At 41.9% G+C, this 19,653-nt stretch carries 18 protein-coding genes and 2 pseudogenes; 4 read left to right on the plus strand and 16 right to left on the minus strand.

What is annotated here, in order from left to right:
• Positions 1-67: 67 nt before the first annotated feature.
• From ACRQ5D_RS19925 to ACRQ5D_RS19945, 5 genes and pseudogenes are all read right to left on the minus strand, one after another.
• Entirely contained in the window at positions 68-1,189 is a 1,122-nt protein-coding gene (locus ACRQ5D_RS19925) for a DUF6438 domain-containing protein (protein ID WP_091176379.1), read from the minus strand.
• A gap of 108 nt (positions 1,190-1,297) precedes the next feature.
• A complete protein-coding gene (locus ACRQ5D_RS19930; RefSeq protein ID WP_431200248.1) occupies positions 1,298-1,996 on the minus strand; it encodes a hypothetical protein in 699 nt (232 codons plus the stop codon).
• Positions 1,983-2,858: an ArnT family glycosyltransferase gene (locus ACRQ5D_RS19935; protein ID WP_432326359.1), complete on the minus strand. Its 876-nt coding sequence runs from the start codon at positions 2,856-2,858 to the stop codon at positions 1,983-1,985. Before ACRQ5D_RS19935 ends, ACRQ5D_RS19930 begins: the two co-directional genes overlap by 14 nt.
• Before the next feature lie 171 nt (positions 2,859-3,029).
• Complete coding sequence (gene murA / locus ACRQ5D_RS19940) at positions 3,030-4,337, minus strand: UDP-N-acetylglucosamine 1-carboxyvinyltransferase (RefSeq protein WP_090524545.1); 1,308 nt, start codon at positions 4,335-4,337, stop codon at positions 3,030-3,032.
• A 223-nt stretch (positions 4,338-4,560) separates the two neighbouring features.
• Positions 4,561-5,280 (minus strand): annotated as a pseudogene (locus tag ACRQ5D_RS19945) (DUF4290 domain-containing protein); the annotation flags it as partial.
• 206 nt (positions 5,281-5,486) lie between these two features.
• Here ACRQ5D_RS19945 and ACRQ5D_RS19950 point away from each other — a divergent pair.
• The gene (locus ACRQ5D_RS19950) at positions 5,487-6,584 is read left to right on the plus strand and encodes a mandelate racemase/muconate lactonizing enzyme family protein (protein ID WP_091176411.1); all 1,098 of its coding nucleotides are present in this window, start codon (positions 5,487-5,489) and stop codon (positions 6,582-6,584) included.
• A gap of 5 nt (positions 6,585-6,589) precedes the next feature.
• Complete coding sequence (locus ACRQ5D_RS19955; protein WP_091176371.1) at positions 6,590-7,045, plus strand: GNAT family N-acetyltransferase; 456 nt, start codon at positions 6,590-6,592, stop codon at positions 7,043-7,045.
• Positions 7,046-7,107: 62 nt separating this feature from the next.
• On the opposite strand, the gene ACRQ5D_RS19960 is transcribed toward ACRQ5D_RS19955, so the two are convergent.
• From ACRQ5D_RS19960 to ACRQ5D_RS19985, 6 genes are all read right to left on the minus strand, one after another.
• Positions 7,108-7,245, minus strand: a complete 138-nt coding sequence (locus tag ACRQ5D_RS19960; protein ID WP_167516179.1) for a hypothetical protein — start codon at positions 7,243-7,245, stop codon at positions 7,108-7,110.
• Between the two features lie 103 nt (positions 7,246-7,348).
• Complete coding sequence (locus ACRQ5D_RS19965; RefSeq protein WP_091176368.1) at positions 7,349-8,719, minus strand: dipeptidase; 1,371 nt, start codon at positions 8,717-8,719, stop codon at positions 7,349-7,351.
• A gap of 121 nt (positions 8,720-8,840) precedes the next feature.
• Entirely contained in the window at positions 8,841-9,008 is a 168-nt protein-coding gene (locus tag ACRQ5D_RS19970; protein WP_167516178.1) for a hypothetical protein, read from the minus strand.
• A gap of 60 nt (positions 9,009-9,068) precedes the next feature.
• Entirely contained in the window at positions 9,069-10,208 is a 1,140-nt protein-coding gene (locus ACRQ5D_RS19975) for a hypothetical protein (protein WP_431200251.1), read from the minus strand.
• A 70-nt stretch (positions 10,209-10,278) separates the two neighbouring features.
• Positions 10,279-10,431 (minus strand): hypothetical protein, encoded by a 153-nt coding sequence (locus ACRQ5D_RS19980; RefSeq protein ID WP_176844580.1) that lies wholly within the window; start codon positions 10,429-10,431, stop codon positions 10,279-10,281.
• A 35-nt stretch (positions 10,432-10,466) separates the two neighbouring features.
• Positions 10,467-10,610, minus strand: coding sequence for a hypothetical protein (locus ACRQ5D_RS19985; protein ID WP_167516175.1), 144 nt, complete (start codon positions 10,608-10,610; stop codon positions 10,467-10,469).
• Between the two features lie 778 nt (positions 10,611-11,388).
• Between ACRQ5D_RS19985 and ACRQ5D_RS19990 the strand changes: the two genes are divergently transcribed.
• Positions 11,389-12,819 (plus strand): tetratricopeptide repeat protein, encoded by a 1,431-nt coding sequence (locus tag ACRQ5D_RS19990; RefSeq protein WP_091175469.1) that lies wholly within the window; start codon positions 11,389-11,391, stop codon positions 12,817-12,819.
• Positions 12,820-12,843: 24 nt separating this feature from the next.
• On the opposite strand, the gene ACRQ5D_RS19995 is transcribed toward ACRQ5D_RS19990, so the two are convergent.
• The 3 genes and pseudogenes from ACRQ5D_RS19995 to ACRQ5D_RS20005 form a co-directional block, all read right to left on the minus strand.
• The gene (locus tag ACRQ5D_RS19995; RefSeq protein ID WP_143020896.1) at positions 12,844-13,143 is read right to left on the minus strand and encodes a hypothetical protein; all 300 of its coding nucleotides are present in this window, start codon (positions 13,141-13,143) and stop codon (positions 12,844-12,846) included.
• A gap of 309 nt (positions 13,144-13,452) precedes the next feature.
• Positions 13,453-13,731, minus strand: a complete 279-nt coding sequence (locus ACRQ5D_RS20000; RefSeq protein WP_431200254.1) for a helix-turn-helix domain-containing protein — start codon at positions 13,729-13,731, stop codon at positions 13,453-13,455.
• A gap of 165 nt (positions 13,732-13,896) precedes the next feature.
• Positions 13,897-16,181, minus strand: a pseudogene (locus ACRQ5D_RS20005) (ATP-dependent helicase).
• Positions 16,182-16,345: 164 nt separating this feature from the next.
• Between ACRQ5D_RS20005 and ACRQ5D_RS20010 the strand changes: the two are divergent.
• Positions 16,346-16,852 carry a hypothetical protein gene (locus ACRQ5D_RS20010; RefSeq protein WP_091175457.1) on the plus strand — a complete coding sequence of 169 codons (507 nt, stop codon included), beginning with the start codon at positions 16,346-16,348 and terminating at the stop codon, positions 16,850-16,852.
• 10 nt (positions 16,853-16,862) lie between these two features.
• Here ACRQ5D_RS20010 and ACRQ5D_RS20015 read toward each other — a convergent pair whose 3' ends face one another.
• Together ACRQ5D_RS20015 and ACRQ5D_RS20020 are read right to left on the minus strand one after the other, a co-directional pair.
• Complete coding sequence (locus ACRQ5D_RS20015) at positions 16,863-17,222, minus strand: response regulator (RefSeq protein WP_167516173.1); 360 nt, start codon at positions 17,220-17,222, stop codon at positions 16,863-16,865.
• Between the two features lie 366 nt (positions 17,223-17,588).
• Entirely contained in the window at positions 17,589-19,553 is a 1,965-nt protein-coding gene (locus tag ACRQ5D_RS20020) for a M1 family metallopeptidase (protein ID WP_091175452.1), read from the minus strand.
• Positions 19,554-19,653 lie beyond the last annotated feature (100 nt).

A 19,653-nucleotide genomic window follows, 5' to 3' on the forward strand; every position in this document is an offset into this window, starting at 1 on the left:
AGGTGAGGTTAAACGTGAAAGATAAAAGGTGCTATGCCCATCGCATAGCACCTTTTATCTTTCACGACTAATCGTAGTCATAAATTTTACGCCATTTCCATTGCTGCTGATTTACGTCATAAAAGTTGAATCCGATATCAACAGTTTGAAATTTATCTTTTATTTTGAATGTGAAAAACCGACCATTGGTTTTAATGGTATCTCGTGGCAAGTCACTATATTCGATGACAAGGTTAAACCGCTGAGCAAAAGTAATATCAGTAACCTTTCCATTACGCAGGTAGTCAGATAATAAAAAAGCTTCTGATTCAGTTAATTCTGCAATCTTTTTACCTTTTCTAAAACTTGAGCCCCTTATTTTTTTAAATCTTGAACTAATAAATGGTGGTATGGGCATCTTTGTTAAGCTCAATTGCTGATAAAGGTAGCGTACAGGGATATACGCCCAGGTAAACTCAAAAGGGGCAGATCTACCATAGTCATCAATGGTTTTGTAAATTTTCCCATTTTGTATGAATGTGGTGCTTATTGTCTCATCATCTGACCGAGATACGTTATACCTATCCTTTAGTGAAGCGATATCAGCTTTGGAAAAATTTGCTTGTAGTTGTTGGAACTTTTCTTTCGTGATTTTACCTTCAAACAAGCCTTTTTTACCGGTATATTCCAATCCTTTAAATAATATAGTCCCATCATCATTCAATATAATGCTCATGATCGGACACGATCCATAACATCCGGATGTAGATAAAACGATTTTTTCGAAGGTGGGATTTTTATGGTTTCCGGGTTTGTAATGCTTAAAGGTAGCAAGCTTATTATTCCATAAATCAAATTGCAAGGTGTCAGGAGTTAATTTGGTTAATAGGTGGGCCTCCCATTTATTGCCGTTAGGATTTAACAAGTACAGACTATCAGCGTCGATCCTGTATTTTGAACCACCTCCAAGGTTTATTGTGGTACTGTCTGTTCGCCTTAAATAACTGGTTTTATTTTCAAAAGTGCCATTTTTATAAAAGTTAAAGCCTGCATTATCAAAATACGGAACTTCAAGAACAATATTTCTATTTGCTGTGGCCGGATTTTTAACTTTAATCCAATTGCCTAAAATGTTCTTTTCATTTTGCTGGCGTATATCATTGCACGATAAGATGAGGAGCAGCAAAAATAATGATAGAACATATTTCATGTTATGGCAGGTTTAATTTGACTGCGTTAAAACGTTTGAGAAAAGCGATTTATTACCTGACTTTTAAAAGATAAGCCTTTTGCCTTTAGCCCTTTGCCTTTCACCTCACTACTCCAACCTCTTCTTCGCCAATTCCGGGCTATACCTTTGATTTAACCGGTAATTTGGTGTAATGATAAACACAGCCGTACCCTTCTCTCTTGCAAGCGGATTGGTTACCTCTCCAACTTTGGTAAAACTGCCTATCATTTTCCCTTCCACAAATTCCTTAATATTTTTTCCGCCGTTTTCATCTACATAAATCATGTATTTGCATTTGAGGCTATCGGGTGCCCAAAGGGTAAAGCTGCTGTTCAGTGATATTACATCGGGATAACCGTATTGCTTACCATAATGATGGATGGCGCCGGCTTCACCGTAGTTATCGGCATAAACTAAAGTTTGTTTCTGATCGTTGGCATTAAGGCTTTTGTAAGCTTTATCAACCAATGCTGCCATATCATCCCAGCCCAGCATGTCGGCATAATCCTGGGTGGTGGCGTGTTTTTTACCGTCTTCCCAGGTCATGGCAAAGCGAGCAGGCGGGAGATGTTTATCGGCAAACCTGAAGAATGCCAGCGTTTGCGATAGCGGGAGTATAGGCAGTACTATCGGGAATAAAACAAGGTTTGGTAAAGTAAATAAAATAATTGTCGCAGTACGCAAAACATACCCACTCGTTTTTAATAAACGTTCGAAACCGAAAGCCCCTGCCGCAAACAGCATAGGGTAGGCGCCAAATATGTAATAGCTTTTACCATCCATCATCAGTAAAAAAGAAGATGAGCGCGTAAGCCAATGCCAGAAACTGGAAATTACGTAGCCTGAATGAAAATATCAGGAACGCCAGTCCGTTAAGCCATACAAATAAAGCTACGCCATTGACCAGTAATTGTTGTTTAATAAAGTCGGTTGGGGTAATGTAATCCAACTGCTGCTCACGCAGGGTTTTCATATGCGTAAATACAGGCATGTGATGTGTTATTTGCCAGATGAGGTTAGGCAGTACGATAACTATTGTTATGAAGGCAGCACCAAGAATATGCTTATTGAACAGTAATTTACGCTGCTTGCTGATAAGGATACCAATAACAAGTGAAGCCGCGAAAAACAGCATGGTGTACTTAGTAAGTACGCCAAAGCCAACGGCTGCGCCAAGCCAGTATAGGTACCTTACATCGGTAGTGTTGAGGTATTTTACGAGCAGCCAAACCGTTAATACCCACCAAAACTGATCGAATACTACTGGCTGAAAAAGATAGTCACTTGCTGCAAAGGCAGGCGCAAAAATGAGCGACAAACAGGCAAGGGTTATAGCAAACTTCTTTCCGCCAAATTCAATGACGATGAGTCCGGTAAGCAGCACAATAAGTCCTCCAAACAGGGTAGGGAACAATCGTGCCGCGAAAACGGAGTTGCCAAAACAAGTTACAGAGATTTTTGCCAGGATGGCTATAAACGGCGGTACTTCCTTGTATCCCCAATCCAGATGATCGGCCAATACAAGGTGCAAAAACTCATCCCTGTGAAAACCAAAATGCGATATCGCGAAAAGATTAAGAACAACTTTAATAAATACAAATATCAGTACAAAATAAACGTAGGTAGATTTCCGGTTTTTGTAAGGCATTGTTAATATAATGGGTTTTGAGCTAAAGGCCGAAGGCTGAAAGCATAAAGCTATAAAAATATATTTATAAAGCAGAAAGCCTCATAAAGCAAAAAGCTCAAAGCATAAGGCTTAAAGCTTTTGCTTGTCCTTATGTTTTGAGCTTTAAGCCTTCGGCCTTAAGCTTTCTGCTTATATTCTCGTTATATCAGCGCCCAAAGCTTTAAGCCTGGTATCAATATGCTGATAGCCACGTTCAATTTGTTCAATATTGTAAATGGTTGACTGGCCTTGTGCCGAAAGTGCGGCGATCAGCAATGAAACCCCGGCACGGATATCTGGCGAGGTCATGGAAATGCCGCGCAGTTTAACCTGGTTATCCAGGCCAATAACGGTTGCACGGTGCGGATCGCAAAGAATGATCTGCGCGCCCATATCCAACAGTTTATCCACGAAGAATAAGCGGCTCTCAAACATTTTTTGATGGATCAGTACCGAACCTTTTGCCTGGATAGCTACAACCAGCACAATGCTTAATAAGTCGGGAGTAAAGCCAGGCCATGGTGCATCGGCAATGGTCATGATACTGCCGTCGATAAAAGTCTCTATTTCGTAATGTTCCTGGGCCGGGATAAAGATATCATCACCTCTAAGCTCCAGTTTAATACCTAAACGCCTGAAAACGTCGGGGATCATGCCCAATTCTTTGTATTGAACATCTTTAATGGTAATCTCAGATCCCGTCATGGCTGCAAGGCCGATAAATGAACCGATCTCGATCATGTCGGGCAATAATCGGTGCTCTGTACCGCCTAATTTTTCAACACCTTCAATCGTTAGCAGGTTTGAGCCAATACCGCTGATCTTAGCACCCATACGGCTCAGCATTTTACAAAGCTGCTGCAGGTAAGGCTCGCAGGCGGCGTTGTAAATAGTAGTAGTGCCTTTGGCTAATACCGCGGCCATTACCACGTTGGCCGTTCCTGTTACAGAAGCTTCGTCCAGCAGGATATAAGTACCTTGCAGGTTGGAGGCATCTACATTAAAGAAACCATTTTCGGGATTGTAATTAAATTGGGCCCCCAGTTTCTCGAAACCCAGGAAGTGGGTATCCAACCTGCGGCGACCGATTTTATCGCCACCTGGTTTAGGGATTGATGCTTTGCCAAAACGTGCCAGCAAGGGGCCAACTATCATGATAGAACCACGTAAGCCGCCACCCTTTGATTTAAAAGCTTCAGACAAGAAAAAATCCTGGTTGATGTCTTTGGCCTCAAAGGTGTAAGTATGCTCGTTAATACGTTCAACAATAACGCCCATATCGCCAAGCAGCTCTATCAGTTTGTTTACATCCTTAATATCGGGGATGTTGCTGATGGTTACTTTTTCTTCAGTAAGCAATACGGCAGATATAACCTGTAAAGCTTCGTTTTTTGCACCCTGAGGGGTTATTTCACCTTTTAGCGGTTTGCCGCCATTTATTACAAATGCGTTAGTCATGCGGAGTTTCGGATAATTGATAAGATCACCAATGATAAACTGTAAAAGCTATGATCGGTTTTGTCAAATAATTTATATGCGGCAAAGATTAGAAAATTAATGGAAAAACCTTGCTAAATATCCTGTACCAAAAGATACTTTTATGAAAGAGGGAAAGCAGAAGAAAAGCAAAAGCCCTCCCCTGAAGGGGAGGGTTGGGTGGGGTTAATATTTTTGCGCCGCCGTTGTTACGGTTGCGGTTTTGGTTGTTGTTGCGGTTTTGATTATTGTTTTGCCTGCCGCCATTACCGCCGCCACGGTTTTGATTGTTTTGGTTATTGTTGCGGCCGCGGTTGTTATTATTGGTATTGTTTTGCTGAAAGTTATTAGGGCGGAAATCAACGCGGTTAAGGTTGATGTTCTCTTCCAGTTTCAACGTACCGCCCGATAAAGCATATAGATCTGACAGGATGCTTTCATCGCTCACCGAGTCTTTGTTCCATTGTACATAGGCCATTTTCATAAAGTTAGCTATCGCCTGGATCATGTGGCGCTTACGTTCAGGCTCCTCAATGGCCTTGGCCTTTTCAATCATCAGCTCAATGGTTTTGCCATAGTGCTTGTATTTGATACGCTGATGAGGATAGTTTAACGGTGCTGGTTTAATATGCACAGCATCAGGCGATGGCTTGGGGTACGGTGAATCCACATCAATCTGGTAATCAGAAATGATGTGCAGGTGGTCCCACAGTTTATGTTTAAAATCGGCCACATCGCGCAGGTGGGGGTTTAAAAAGCCCATCAGGTCAATAACTACCTGTGCGTAGCGGTTGCGTTCTTCTTTGGTTGGCAGCGCTACAATATATTTAACCATATTTTGTACGTTACGGCCATATTCAGACAGGATCAGTTTATTCCTGGTTGAGTTATAATCAAAATTTGCAGGCGTGTTTTCTTTAGCCATGGTAATAATTTTTTAAGAAAGTTGAAAGTTAGCCAGGCAAATTTCCCTGATTGGAAGGGCAAAAGAGGCTAAAATTGAATTGTTACTTGTATTGAAGTAGTGCAAATATAAACTAATACTTATAATACGCAAATTACGTTGGTTAATTGTTGCAAATATTTGTTTTATTTTAGCTTTTAAACATCTACAATTTGGAAAATCAGCAAATTACCATCACGCACACAGAGATCTACCGCTTCAGCATCCCGATGGAGCCGTTTACCATTGCTACCGGAACATTATCTCACGCCCAAAATGTTTTTATCCGTGTGCATACCGATGCCGGTTTTTACGGTGTAGGGGAATGCTCGGCTTTCCCGATGATTGTTGGCGAAACACAGGATACCTGCCTGATTATGGCGCGTGAGTTTGCCCGCTTATGGAAAGGCAAGGATGCGCTTGATATCGAAGCCCGGCTTGGCGAACTTCACAGTTTTACTGCCGGTAATACCACTATAAAAAGCGCTTTTGATAACGCCCTGTTTGATATAGCGGCAAAAAATGCAGGCCTGCCATTATACCAGTTTTTGGGCGGCGAAAAACGTATTGTTGAATCAGATATTACAATAGGGATCGCCGGACATCATACCATGGCTTTAAAAGCGCTTGATTTTAAGGCCTCCGGTGCTAATATATTAAAGGTGAAGCTGGGCAAAAATGCAGTGGAAGATGTAGAGCGCATCAAACAGATCCGGGAAGCTGTTGGCCCGGGTATGAAAATCCGTATTGATGCCAACCAGGGCTGGACTTTTAACGAAGCGGTTTTTGCACTGCAGTCAATTGCGCAATATGATATTGAGTTTTGCGAGCAACCTATACGTACCTGGTATGACGACCGGGTACCCGAGTTGATGCAGTTATCACCCGTTAAGATCATGGCCGACGAAAGCGTATACAACCACCATGATGCCCGCAAACAAATCAACGCCGGGGCCTGCCATTATATCAATATTAAAATGGCCAAGTCGGGCGGTATTTATGAGGCTAAAAGGATTCATGACGTTGCTGCTTCATACGGGATACCCTGTATGATGGGAGGGATGCTGGAAAGCCGGATAGCATTAAGCGCTAAATTACACTTTGTATATGCCAGCCCCAATATCCGGTTTTATGACATGGATACCTGTAAACTGGGGCATTTGGTTGACCCGTGTGTTGGCGGGGCCATATATGATGGATATCATTTAACCATCGACGACGCGCCAGGCATAGGCGCCGATGCCGATGAAGCATTTTTGGCCGATTGCGAACGATTTACTATTTAACGAATATGCTGATCAGAAAAGCTACCATTGAAGACCTGCCCGTATTGCTTCAATTTGAGCAGGGTATAATTACTGCCGAACGCCCTTTTGATAGCACACTCAAACCCGATCCTATCAGTTATTATGATTTGGAGGCCTTCATAACCTCAACAGATGTGCAGGTTTTGGTAGCCGAAATTGACGGGGAGATAGCGGGCAGCGGATATGCCCGAATTAAAAAGAACCCGGACGTGTACTATGACTTTGAAAAATATGCTTACCTGGGTTTTATGTATGTGCTGCCTGCATACCGGGGTATGGGAGTAAACCAGGCCATAATAGAAGAATTGAAGAAATGGACAGTTGAGCAGGGGTTGACCGAAATAAGGCTCGAGGTATATAATGATAATATTGGAGCCATTAAAGCCTATGAAAAGGCAGGATTTAAAAAACGTATGATCGAAATGCGGATAAGACTGTAATGGAATTATATAAAACGAGCCGGTAAGTTTCCCTTGCCGGCTCGTGGGGTGTTATAAATATCTTATAGCAGAGGCTTTCGCTTCATTTTATTTTCGCTTAAAGCCTTAGCTGTTTTTGTTTTGTCCTGTTTCGATGATTTTAGATCGCGCAACTGCTTAGATGCATCGGTCTTTTCTTTGTCCAATTCTTTAGTTGCCATGGTTTTGATTTTTGTATAGTTAGATAATATCATAAATATATTATTTGTTTTACCTAAATCAAAAAATAACTGTCGTTATCGCGCAAATTAAAGCTTCATGACATTAGTTTGATAACTCCGCAAAGTATTTGTGAAACAACGGAATGGTTTCTATGCCTTTATAATAATTGTAAATATCATATTTCTCATTGGGCGAGTGCAGGGCATCGCTATCAAGCCCGAAGCCCATCAATACAGTTTTTAAACCAAGCTCGGCTTCAAACAAAGCAACAATTGGGATACTGCCGCCGCCACGGGTAGGGATGGGCTCTTTGCCAAATGATTCGGCAATGGCTTTTTGAGCAGCACGGTAAGCCACACTGTCGGTTGGGGTTACAGCCGGTTCGCCGCCATGATGTGGAGTTACCTTAACCTTAACATAGGGAGGTGCAATACTTAAAAAATGGTCGGTAAACAGTTTGGTTATAGCATCTGACGTTTGGTTGGGCACTAAACGCATAGATATTTTGGCATTGGCTTTTGAAGGTAACACCGTTTTGGCGCCTTCGCCTATATAGCCGCCCCAAATGCCGTTTAGCTCGACGGTAGGACGGGTGCCTGTACGTTCAAAAGTACTGTAGCCCTTTTCGCCCCAAAGCTCGGCTACATCAAGGTCTTGTTTGTACCCGGCTTCATCATAAGGCGCGCTGTTAAGGGCTTTGCGTTCTGCTTCGCTCAAAGGTACTACATCATTATAAAAACCGGGAATGGTGATATGATTGTTTTCATCATGCAGGCTGGCAATCATTTGGGCCAGTATGGTGATAGGGTTAGCTACGGCGCCGCCGTAAACACCCGAATGCAGGTCGCGGTTTGGGCCGGTTACTTCTACTTCAAGGTAGGAGAGGCCACGTAAGCCGGTTTCAAGCGAAGGGTGCTCCATGCTGATCATCGATGTATCGGAGATCAGCACCACATCGGCTTTCAACTTTTCCTTGTTGGCTTTCACAAAGATGCCCAGGTTGGATGAACCTACTTCTTCTTCCCCTTCAATCATAAACTTAATATTGCATGGCAGGGTACCGGTTTGCATCAGCAGCTCAAAGGCTTTTACATGCATGTAAAACTGTCCTTTGTCATCGCAGGCGCCGCGGGCATATATTTTTCCATCCCGAACAGTTGGTTCGAATGGCGGTGTTTTCCACAGTTCCAACGGATCTGGCGGTTGTACGTCGTAGTGCCCATAAACCAATACTGTAGGTTTGGAAGCATCTATGATCTTTTCGCCGTACACAATAGGGTAGCCGGCGGTTTGGCATATTTCAACATTATCGGCTCCGGCATCGCGGAGCTTTGCTGCCACATAGTCGGCAGTTTTTAATACTTCGGGTTTGTATTTTGGATCGGCACTAACCGATGCCAAACGTAACAGGTCAAATAACTCATCAAGTAAACGCTGTTTGTTTTGCTCAACATATTGCTTTATGTGCTGCATAATATTATTGTTTGCAGCAAATATAGTTAGTTCATTGGTTCACTCGTTCATTAGTTTATTGGTGAATAAAATTAATCGCGAAAACCGTAATTCACCAATTCAATAATTCCCTAATTGATTATCAATCTGCCGAACCCAGATCTGATTTTGGTGTATTTGCAGTCTTAGTGGCAAACTCAACTTTCTCGACTTTTATTTTAGCTTCTTGTTTAGGCGCTTTATGAGTTAATGATACAGCGGTAAGGCCTGTAGCTATTAAAACCGCTGCTGCAATGATGAATTTTTTCATGTTGTTAACTATTCAAATTTTAGTTTATAACATATGATTTTATAATGGAAGAGTTGTGGATTATGCCATAAAATCAGCAGAGCCTAAATCTCTTTTTGGACCAGGGCCAGACATAGCGAAGTCAGCAGAACCTAAATCTCTTTTTGGACCAGGACCAGACATAGCGAAGTCAGCAGAACCTAAATCTCTTTTTGGACCAGGACCAGACATAGCGAAATCAGCAGAACCTAAATCTCTTTTTGGACCAGGGCCAGACATAGCGAAGTCAGCAGAGCCTAAATCTCTTTTTGGACCAGGACCAGACATAGCAAAATCAGCAGAACCTAAATCTCTTTTTGGACCAGGGCCAGACATAGCAAAATCAGCAGAACCTAAATCTCTTTTTGGACCAGGGCCAGACATAGCAAAATCAGCAGAACCTAAATCTCTTTTTGGACCAGGACCAGACATAGCGAAATCAGCAGAGCCTAAATCTCTTTTTGGACCAGGACCAGACATAGCAAAATCAGCAGAGCCTAAGTCGCGTTTTGGCTGAGGACCGAAGGCGAAATCAGCAGAACCTAAGTCACGTTTCGGCTGAGGACCGAAGGCGAAATCAGCAGAACCTAAGTCGCGTTTTGGCTGAGGACCGAAAGCGAAATCAGCAGAACCTAAGTCGCGTTTTGGCTGAGGACCGAAAGCGAAATCAGCAGAACCTAAGTCGCGTTTTGGCTGAGGGCCGAAGGCGAAATCAGCAGAACCTAAGTCGCGTTTTGGCTGAGGACCGAAGGCGAAATCAGCAGAACCTAAGTCGCGTTTTGGCTGAGGACCGAAAGCGAAATCAGCAGAACCTAAGTCGCGTTTTGGCTGAGGACCGAAAGCGAAATCAGCAGAACCTAAGTCGCGTTTTGGCTGAGGACCGAAGGCGAAATCAGCAGAACCTAAATCTCTTTTTGGTTGAGGACCACGGGCGAAATCAGCGGAACCTAAATCTCTTTTTGGTTGAGGGCCACGGGCGAAATCAGCGGAACCTAAATCTCTTTTTGGTTGAGGGCCACGGGCGAAATCAGCAGAACCTAAATCTCTTTTTGGCTGAGGGCCACGAGCATCAGCAGAACCTAAGTCACGTTTTGGTTGAGGGCCGTTAGCGGCATTTGCAAATGTGGCGGTCGATAATATGGTGCTTAATGCTAAAGTCGCTATTAGTGTTAAATTTTTCATGATGTTTTTAATGTGGGGGTACGTAAATATTTTTTGTTTATTAAATCTCTTGTTCGTTATTGTTTGTTTTTTAGTCGGCGCTGCCTAAGTCTCTTTTAAAACCGGTTGTCAGCGAGTTTACTGGTGCAATCACCATTTTGGTTTTGTTGTCATTTTTGTTTGTAGCTGATGATAATGCACCTGCACTAAGGGCTACTGTTGCTATGAGGATGAATTTTTTCATGTTGTTTTATGTTTTATTGATCTTGAATGGATAAATCAGTCAGCACTTCCCAGGTCTCTTTTGTAACCGGTTGCGAATAAGTGAAGGTTAGCAAACTCAGCTTTTGGTCTTTCCTTTTTGCAGGATGAAATGGCCCCGGTGAACAGAATTGCTAAAGCGATGGTGATTATCTTTTTCATGATCGTGTTATATTATCGATGTGGAACTTCCTGTATGATTTAATTGGATTTCAGTCGGCGCTTCCCAGGTCGCGTTTAAAACCTGCCGGCGTTTTGTTGAAATTGACAGCTGTTGGCTGTACGTCTTTTTTGCCGATGATGACAAAACTGATGACGATGAGAGTACTCCGGCGCCTATGGTAAAGAGTACAAAAAACACTGTTTTTTTCATATTGATTAATTATTGTATTTAATATTCTATTTTTTAAATTAATACGATATATAATATTTATTAAAATCCGTCAAGCTTATTTAAAGCTTATCACAAATATTTTAAAAGTCTGATTTTACTCTCTGTTTTTTAAAAACTCTGTTTTGCTAAAATTTTAAAAAAGATTCTCTGTTTCGTATTTTTATACTGTTAATTATGGGGTTAAATTACTAATTTTAGATGTAATATCATCTGGATTAATTACCGGTATGGTATACAATTTATTGCACGATTTTCACATTATTTCATTTATTTGATATACAAACTATAATTATATTGTAAATCTCAGGATATATTTTGCAATATTATTGTAATTGCCTGTAATTTATTTGAAGTGATATTGTATAGGGCTTTTTTGTATTTAATATATTGTTTTTCAGATATTTAACAATGCAAATATAGATATGTTTTTAATAGGAGTAAAAAACATATGAAAATAATTTTCCACAATGTTTTTTATTCTTAACATTAAATATAATTCAGCATTATTTTATAACTTTCACCCCAACAGAACGTAAAAGTGTTTCAATGAAAAAAATCGGCACATTTATATTATTCTTTTTATTATCGCTGTCGGTATACGCGAATGATATAATTGATGTTGCTGCGAAAGATACTAATGAGGTAATAAGCCTGAATACCAGCGCTTATTCAAATAGGCTTACAAATCCGGAGCAAACCGTTGAAGATGCCACCAGGGCGCTGAAGCTGTCTGTCAAACTCAATTATATTAATGGTATCGCAGAAGCTTACCGTGTTATAGGTATTGGTAAATACTACCTTGATCAGCCTGAAAAGGCTATTGAAAACTATCTGAACTCCCTTTCATATTTTACCCGCAACAATAACCTCAGGGGCGAGGCTAAAGTTTATAATAATATCGGGATCCTGTTTCGTGACCACGACTACGAACGCTCCCTTACCTATCTTAACCGATCGCTGGAGATAGCACAAAAAATAAATGATACCAAATTGGTAGGCTCATTGTATTTAAATATAGGTAACGTTTACACGCGTAAAAATAACCTGTATATGGCGCTTAAGTTTTATGATAAAAGCTTTCCCATATTTCAAAAACTGAGGGACTCGGTAAACCTGATCCAATGTTTGCAAAACCGTGGTGTTATTTATTTTAAACTTAAGGATTACGATAAGGCCCTGGGTTTACTGCTGGAGGCTAATACCGGTGCAAAAGCACGTGACCTGAACGAGTCAGTAGCCAGTGTTGACCTTACGCTGGCAGCGCTTTACATGACCAAAGGCGATTTTAAAAATGCGGAAAAGATGGTGCAGGAAGGAACCGCCTATACACAGTTGGTTAAGGACCCTAAGCTTGACTACGATTATAAATACACTACATACGAACTGGAATATAATAAAAAGAATTATGCCCGTGCGGTAAATTTACTAAGGGAAATATATACCCAGGATAGTGTTACCTATAAAACCAACGTATCGGCGCAAATGAACCTGGTTGAGGCCAAACGCAGGCAGGAAGAACAACTGAAAGAAAACGAAAGAATTGCAGAACGGCAAGCTTACGACCGGTCGAAATTTTGGGCGGTAACGGTAGTTGCCGGTTTGATGCTTGTGGTAATTGGTTTGCTGATCAGCAATGTAAAACGTAAAGCCAAAACCAATGCACAGCTTACATTGCTAAACGGTGAGGTATCCCGGCAAAAAGATAACCTTGATAGGATCAATCATCATCTTGAAGAGATTATTGATGAACGTACCAAGGATCTGCAGTTAAAAAATAAAAAGCTTTCTGAGCATTCGTCATACCTGTCACATCAAATTAGGGGGCCTATAGCTACGTTACGCGGTTTGATCAACCTTGAAAAAGAAGGCTTGGTTGACCAGGCCGAATGTTTGGATATGATGGATAAATGCGTATCCGAAATTGATGAAAAGATCATCGAAATGAGCGACATGCTGCATAATCCACCAAGAGTTTAGCTGCGCCTGGTTCTTCCTCCGGGTTTAACTAAAGTGTACAGGCAGGCTGGAGTGGATCTGTGCTTCTATAAGCCCAAGGTAAATACAATACCACGATATCATTTGCAAAACCAGCAGCTGTCTGTGTTTATTATAGCCCTGTGTTTCAAAGGCCAATGTTGTCTCATCGCCGGCAGTTACAAAAAACCTTACTTCGCCTTGGCTTGGTTTAAAACGTGCCCGCAGCAAATCAAACGCCTTAACTTTTAGCTTACTTTTGGGATCATGGATGACACCGTCGCTCGAGGTTTCGTTTTTTGATATGGAAATAAGATAATTTGACATACAGTTTGCTTTAGTAACCTGCATGCCACAATTATTACTCCAAAATGGCTATAAAACGCTCATTACGGATAAATTAGCCCATACAACGGGAGGCTTTTTTATTCAAATTTCCTTTTGCTAAATATTGTTAACTACTATGCAATGTAGTGAATAGGACAGGACACTGATGCGACGCAAACAATGTACACTATCGGTAAATTGTAATGTTTACTGCACACCTTTAGATAGCTACACCGGCCTTATTACGCAGCTCTTCATAAAGTAATATTACCTTACGCTGTAAATTGGCGATTTCTGATTCGCGATCTATCAGTTTTTTTGTGCAAGGCTTAAACTCGACGGCTTCATGTCAGTTTCTTCAGCATCGAGGGCCAGTATGTTCACAACGTTTACATCAAAAATATTGGCAATTTGTTCAAGACGCGACAGGTTTATATCAGTTACTCCAGTTTCAATTTTTGAAAACGCAGGAATAGAGATGCCCAAACGGTTAGCCACATCTTCCTGGCTCCATCCATGCTGATGGCGTAATACCCGGATGTTTTTACCAACGGATTTGTTTGTTTGCTTTTTAATAGTATCGCTCATATCAATTAATATTAATTAGGGAAAGGGGATACTTATACAATCCAAATGGTATGCCATCATTAAATTACCTTTAAATTAGTGTTATTAAGGCGATTTAATGATGGACTGTGGCGGAGCTTGGGGAATCATTTCCTCAAAGTAGGGATTTTAACTCTTGGTTTAAGTTTACTGAACTATGTAAAGTTTCGCAAATTTTAATAGCAACTGCTTTTGGCCAATTTCCTTAAAGAAGATTGTGGCTTTTATATCGGGCTTATTACCCTCAAGAGCGAGTACTTTACCAAAGCCAAAACGTTCGTGTTCAACCTCCATACCCACTTGTAAACCGGATGTATCAGAAGGTTTGAAATTGGCCGAAGGTACATGCGCCTTGGCCAGTATCGAAGTGGTTTTTACCGGTGCTGCAGCTGCCGGTTTTGGTCGCGAAAATGTGTCGGGCTGCTTATCTCTGCTCCATGCTTTACGCTCATCATCAAAAAATGGATTATTACCCGAAGCGGGTTTGGCGGTGTAGTCGAGCTCAAGATATTTTGCATCAATTTCGTCCAAAAAACGGCTTGGCTCGCAATTAATCAGTGTTCCAAACTTAAAACGCGAGGTGGCGTAACTGATATGGAGCTTACTTTCGGCACGGGTAACGGCTACGTAAAACAGGCGGCGCTCTTCTTCAAGATCGCTGCGTGAGTTAAGCGACATCTGCGAAGGGAAAAGGTTTTCTTCCAGTCCTACAACATAAACCTGCGGAAACTCAAGGCCTTTTGACGAGTGGATGGTCATGAGCGATACCGTATCGGCATCTTTGTTTTTGTCATTATCATCGTTAGTTAACAGGGCCACATCCTGCATGAAAACATCAAGGCCTTTTTCTTCAATATCCTCGCGCTCTGAAAACTCTTTGATCCCGTTTAAAAGCTCCTGGATATTTTCGTAACGGTTAAGCCCCTCTACCGATTTATCTTCATAAAGGTCCTTCAATAAGCCCGAATGCTGCGCGATATACAAAGCCGACTCATAGGCAGACTTGGTTTTGGTAAGCACCTGGAAGCTTTGGATCATGGTAGCAAAAGTGGACACTGCCCCTGATATTTTACCTTCAAGGTACTTGCCCGGCTCAACAATAACTTCCCAGGGGGTATACCATGCTGATCGGCAGCTACAATGATCTTATCAACCGAGGTGTCGCCAATACCGCGTTTAGGATAATTGATAACGCGTTTTAACGCTTCTTCATCATTAGGGTTAAAGGTGAGCCTGAAATAAGCTATCAGGTCCTTAATTTCCTTACGCTGATAAAACGACAAACCACCATATATTTTATATGGGATGCCCAGTTTGCGTAAAGCCTCCTCCATAGAACGCGACTGCGCATTGGTGCGGTAAAGGATAGCAAATGCCGACCAATTAAGCCCGTTTGAGCTGCGGTCTTGCATAATAGCTTCGGCTACTATTTTGCCTTCCTCGTTATCGCTGAAGGCCCGCATAACTTTAATCTTATCGCCCGACTCTTTTTCGGAGAATACATTCTTTTTAAGCTGATCTTTATTATTGCGGATGATGCTGTTGGCTACATTCACAATGTTTTGAGTTGAGCGATAATTTTGCTCCAGCTTAAACACCTTCAGATCGGGGTAATCCTTCTCAAAGTTTAAGATGTTTTGAATGTTGGCACCGCGGAAAGCATAGATACTTTGGGCGTCATCACCTACAACGCAAAGGTTTTCGTTAACAGCGGCAAGCTTTTTAACAATCAGGTACTGCGAAAAGTTGGTATCCTGATACTCATCAACCATAAGGTATTTAAACTTGTGCTGGTATTTATTGAGCACGTCGGGGTGCAGTTTCAGGAGCTCGTTGGTTTTATACAGCAAATCGTCAAAATCCATGGCACCGGCGCGGTAGCAGCGGGTGGCATACATCTCATAGATCTTACCCATTTGCCCGCGGCCGCTCGAAAAGTCGTCGGCCTGGATCTGCTCGTTCTTGTTGTATTCCTGCCACGAGATCAGGTTATTTTTTGATGCCGAGATGCGGTTAAGTACAAAGTTTACATTGTACAGCTTATCATCAAGGTTCATTTCTTTTAAAATGGCCCTTAAAACGCTCTTGCTATCGTCGGTATCGTAAATGGTAAAGTTGCTTGGATAACCGATTTTTTCGGCCTCAACCCGTAATATTTTCGCAAACACCGAGTGGAAGGTACCCATCCAAATATTTTTAGCTTCGGTACCAACAACGTGGGTGATACGCTCGCGCATTTCACGGGCGGCCTTGTTGGTAAAGGTTAACACCAGTATGTTAAATGAATCAACACCTTTGCGTATCAAATGTGCCACGCGATAGGTAATAACACGTGTTTTGCCCGATCCGGCACCGGCAATAATCATCACCGGCCCCTCGGTTTGTTCAACCGCTGCCCTTTGTTCGGGGTTTAATCCCTGTAAGTAATCCAAAATCTTTTCCTCTTTGCTATGAGCCAGCGAAATTAAGGTTTTGGGGCGAAAGGGGAAGTGGTTTTGTGGATTTCGGATTTTTGATTTTATAATCGCGACAGTAAAAATGATTTATAATAGCTATCAACATTTTATTATTTAAAATTGCGCCGATATATCTTAAAATGACTGAAATCTTTGATACTTACACCCATCGCCCGTTTATTTATAAGCTAATGCAGGTGCCTGCTGTTTTAATGATAGCTGCACTGGTTTTAATTTTATTTGATGGTGATAACTTCAATCTGTTTGAAGATATCGTTGTCAGCATTTGTTTATTTGTCGGCTTGGCGGGTTTTTTAGTTCATTCTATGTGGAAAAACATGCCAACTTATATTAAAGACGGGGAGTTGCTTCTTCAGGAAGACGGTGTGAGCTTGAGAGAGGATATTTTTATGCTTAACGATTTGAAGATGATTGAAATAAACTGTTATAACTACGCTGGTTGGAGTAAAAGGTCAAGAAGTGATGGCTCCCGTAACAAAATTATGATAACCAAGATGAATGGGGAACTCATCAAGCAAAAGTTTGTCATAAGCTCGGTAAAAAAATCGCATAACCTCGGGATGATAATGAAGCAATGGAAACAAGAAGGCTTTAAAATAATCTCTAATGGGATAGATCTTATCTAACTTCCTTCCATCAATTCAAAAACCTGTTAATGGTTTTTACCAGCTTATTTATATCAAAAGGCTTGGGTACAAAGGCATCATATCCAAAATTAACCAGGGCAATTGCCTGTTCATGGTAGGCCGAAATCAGGATCACCGGGATGTGCCGGGTATCTTCGTTGCCTTTAATAAGCTGGCAAATGCGGCCGCCGTTGAGGCCGGGCAGCATATAGTCGGTTAATACCAGATCGGGGTTGTACGCTTTTACAGCACCAATAATATCATCAGTACGGTCAAGACCGGTAACCTCAAAATCATGAAAGGTGAGTACTGTTTCAAGTACCCGTAAAATTTCGGCGTCATCTTCAATTATGAGTATATTTCTTGCCATAGGTAACATGCTAATAGTAATTTAGCTATTAACTTTTAATATTAAAAATAAACAAAATGTTTTATAATTAAAAATATTTCCAGTGTTTAATTGAAATTGATATGGGGCTGTATTAATAGGTATATTGCTTATTAATAGGTAGATATAATGTTTTTTTAAGGGTATTTTATTGTTTTGTAAAAGTTGTATAATTTTATACTGACCGCGATAAAAACAACTCACAGTTAAGCAAACAGAATCGTAAAAAAAGCGATGAGCCCAAATACCCATCGCTTTTTGAAGTTTCCTCTAATCTCTAATCTCTAATCTCTAATCTCTAATCTCCTCACAAATCCGAAATCGAAATTCCCAAATCCCAAATCGAAATTACTCTCCCCTGTAAACGTTGTTTTTCAGGTCAACGTCAGGTAGTTGACGGTCAGGGTCTATTTCCATGCTTTTAATAGCCGATGTTGAGGGGTATTTAAATTTCCAAACGCCGTCACGCTGCCAGATGTTTACCGGCAGGTGAATAGTTTCGGTTTTGCCGTTGGCCTGAACAATTTTAAGATCAACCGGCATAGCCATTTTTTCGTTATTGGTAAGTGTGATCAGCGCACCTTCGGCCGGGTTACCTTTGATATAGCTTACCGAAGTAATGGCCTGGTCAAGCTTCCAGGTGGTGAAGAACCATGATTTCCAGAACCAGTTCAGATCTTCGCCTGTGGCATCATTCATGGCCCTGAAAAGATCGTACGGAAGCGGGTGCTTAAACGCCCAGTTTTTAACATATTCGCGAAAGGCATAGTCAAAGCGCTCGGGGCCAAGCACTACGTTGCGTAATATATCCAAACCTAACGCGGTTTTGGTATAATACTGACCGTAATCATTGAGCCCTATGGCTTCAGGAGCGGTCATGAGCGGGTCTTTACTGTTGCGGTAGCCGGCCAGTACATTTTGCGCCGAGCCACTTTTCTCAACATATTCGCCTTTATTAAATTGTTCGGTAGCATACTCATTAATAAAGGTGTTAAAACCTTCGTCCTGCCACATGTATTTGCGCTCGTTTGAGCCCACAATCATCGGGAACCAGTTATGGCCTATCTCATGGGTAACATCACCCCAAAGCTGTCCTTTTTTCAGGTTGCTGAGGCAGAAGATAGCGCCCGGATATTCCATGCCTAATGCCACGCCCGATACGTTAACAGCCGAATTCCATGGGTATTCAAAATATAGGTTTGAATAGATCTCCATGCTGTTTTTCAGGTACTCGGTTGAGCGGCCCCAGCCGTCATTGCCCGAACTTTCAACCGGGTAGGCCGACATGGCAATACCCTTGCGGCCCGATGGGAAATTAACCCTTGCCGCGTCCCAGATAAAAGCGTCAGAAGCGCCCCAGGCAATATCGCGGGTATTCTGCATTTTAAAGTGCCAGGTAAGCGTACCTTTAAACGGGCGGGTTGAGCCTTTGCCAACTTCACCTGCACTAATAATAGTTACCGTTTTATCGCTGTTGCGGGCTTCTGCCAGCCTTTTTTGTTGTGCCGGGGTAAGTACATCTTCGGGGTTTTGCAAATCGCCCGAGCCAACTACTATTTTGTTGGCGGGAGCAGTGATATAATAGTCAAAATCGCCATACTCGCAATAAAACTCGCCCAGTCCCATGTAGGGCAGGGTGTTCCAGCCTTCTACATCGTCATAAACGCACATGCGTGGGTACCATTGGGCAATTTCGTAAACATAGCCTTGTTTAAATTTTTTGCGGCCCATACGGTCGGCGCCATAAAATGGGATTGCAAAATCATAATTAACCTTGATCTCTATTTTTTCGCCTTTGCCATCCATTGGGGCATTAAGGCGTAATTGCATCCGTGCATCGGTAATGATAGGATCAACCTTGTAGGTTTCGCCTTTATAGGTAATCTCAACAGAAGCGATATGATAACCACCGCGACTAAATCCACGAACGTCAAACCTGTCGCCGGTGTATGGCGTTACCGCCGCTCCGCGCGAATCTGGTTTAAACAGGTTTTGATCCAGTTGCAGCCACAGATAATCCAACTTATCAGGGCTGTTGTTGGTGTAGGTAATGGTTACTTCGCCGGTTATGGTAGTGTCCTTACCTTCATTAAGGGAAGCTTTGATCTGGTAATCAGCGCGGTTTTGCCAGTAATTTGGTGAGGGCTTGCCTGCAGCCGAGCGTGTACCGCCACTGGTAACGGGCCATGTAATTGGGCCAAAAAGGTCCTGGTGGTTGTATTTTGTGGTGTCGGTAGTTTGGGCCGATGCCGGTCGCGTTAACGGCATCAGCGCCACGGCGCATAATAAATAATTCAGTTTTAAACAGTTCATCTTAAATTTTTGATAACAAGGGGGCAAATAAAGGGAAATAATTTGTGAGTTTGATAATTTTTAGATGTCGAAAGGGTTGGATAAGTGATTTTTAACCTCA

The sequence above is a fragment of the Mucilaginibacter sp. P25 genome, assembly GCF_050859465.1.
GTDB lineage: Bacteria > Bacteroidota > Bacteroidia > Sphingobacteriales > Sphingobacteriaceae > Mucilaginibacter > Mucilaginibacter gossypii.

Excerpts from the sequence above, each read along its gene's own strand:
- ACRQ5D_RS19925 (WP_091176379.1), bottom strand. The coding sequence starts at position 1,189 with ATGAAATATGTTCTATCATTATTTTTGCTGCTCCTCATCTTATCGTGC.
- ACRQ5D_RS19930 (WP_431200248.1), bottom strand. The coding sequence starts at position 1,996 with ATGATGGATGGTAAAAGCTATTACATATTTGGCGCCTACCCTATGCTG.
- ACRQ5D_RS19935 (WP_432326359.1), bottom strand. The coding sequence starts at position 2,858 with ATGCCTTACAAAAACCGGAAATCTACCTACGTTTATTTTGTACTGATA.
- murA (WP_090524545.1), bottom strand. The coding sequence starts at position 4,337 with ATGACTAACGCATTTGTAATAAATGGCGGCAAACCGCTAAAAGGTGAA.
- ACRQ5D_RS19955 (WP_091176371.1), top strand. The coding sequence starts at position 6,590 with ATGCTGATCAGAAAAGCTACCATTGAAGACCTGCCCGTATTGCTTCAA.
- ACRQ5D_RS19960 (WP_167516179.1), bottom strand. The coding sequence starts at position 7,245 with ATGGCAACTAAAGAATTGGACAAAGAAAAGACCGATGCATCTAAGCAG.
- ACRQ5D_RS19965 (WP_091176368.1), bottom strand. The coding sequence starts at position 8,719 with ATGCAGCACATAAAGCAATATGTTGAGCAAAACAAACAGCGTTTACTT.
- ACRQ5D_RS19970 (WP_167516178.1), bottom strand. The coding sequence starts at position 9,008 with ATGAAAAAATTCATCATTGCAGCAGCGGTTTTAATAGCTACAGGCCTT.
- ACRQ5D_RS19975 (WP_431200251.1), bottom strand. The coding sequence starts at position 10,208 with ATGAAAAATTTAACACTAATAGCGACTTTAGCATTAAGCACCATATTA.
- ACRQ5D_RS19980 (WP_176844580.1), bottom strand. The coding sequence starts at position 10,431 with ATGAAAAAATTCATCCTCATAGCAACAGTAGCCCTTAGTGCAGGTGCA.
- ACRQ5D_RS19985 (WP_167516175.1), bottom strand. The coding sequence starts at position 10,610 with ATGAAAAAGATAATCACCATCGCTTTAGCAATTCTGTTCACCGGGGCC.
- ACRQ5D_RS19990 (WP_091175469.1), top strand. The coding sequence starts at position 11,389 with ATGAAAAAAATCGGCACATTTATATTATTCTTTTTATTATCGCTGTCG.
- ACRQ5D_RS19995 (WP_143020896.1), bottom strand. The coding sequence starts at position 13,143 with ATGTCAAATTATCTTATTTCCATATCAAAAAACGAAACCTCGAGCGAC.
- ACRQ5D_RS20000 (WP_431200254.1), bottom strand. The coding sequence starts at position 13,731 with ATGAGCGATACTATTAAAAAGCAAACAAACAAATCCGTTGGTAAAAAC.
- ACRQ5D_RS20010 (WP_091175457.1), top strand. The coding sequence starts at position 16,346 with ATGACTGAAATCTTTGATACTTACACCCATCGCCCGTTTATTTATAAG.
- ACRQ5D_RS20015 (WP_167516173.1), bottom strand. The coding sequence starts at position 17,222 with ATGGCAAGAAATATACTCATAATTGAAGATGACGCCGAAATTTTACGG.
- ACRQ5D_RS20020 (WP_091175452.1), bottom strand. The coding sequence starts at position 19,553 with ATGAACTGTTTAAAACTGAATTATTTATTATGCGCCGTGGCGCTGATG.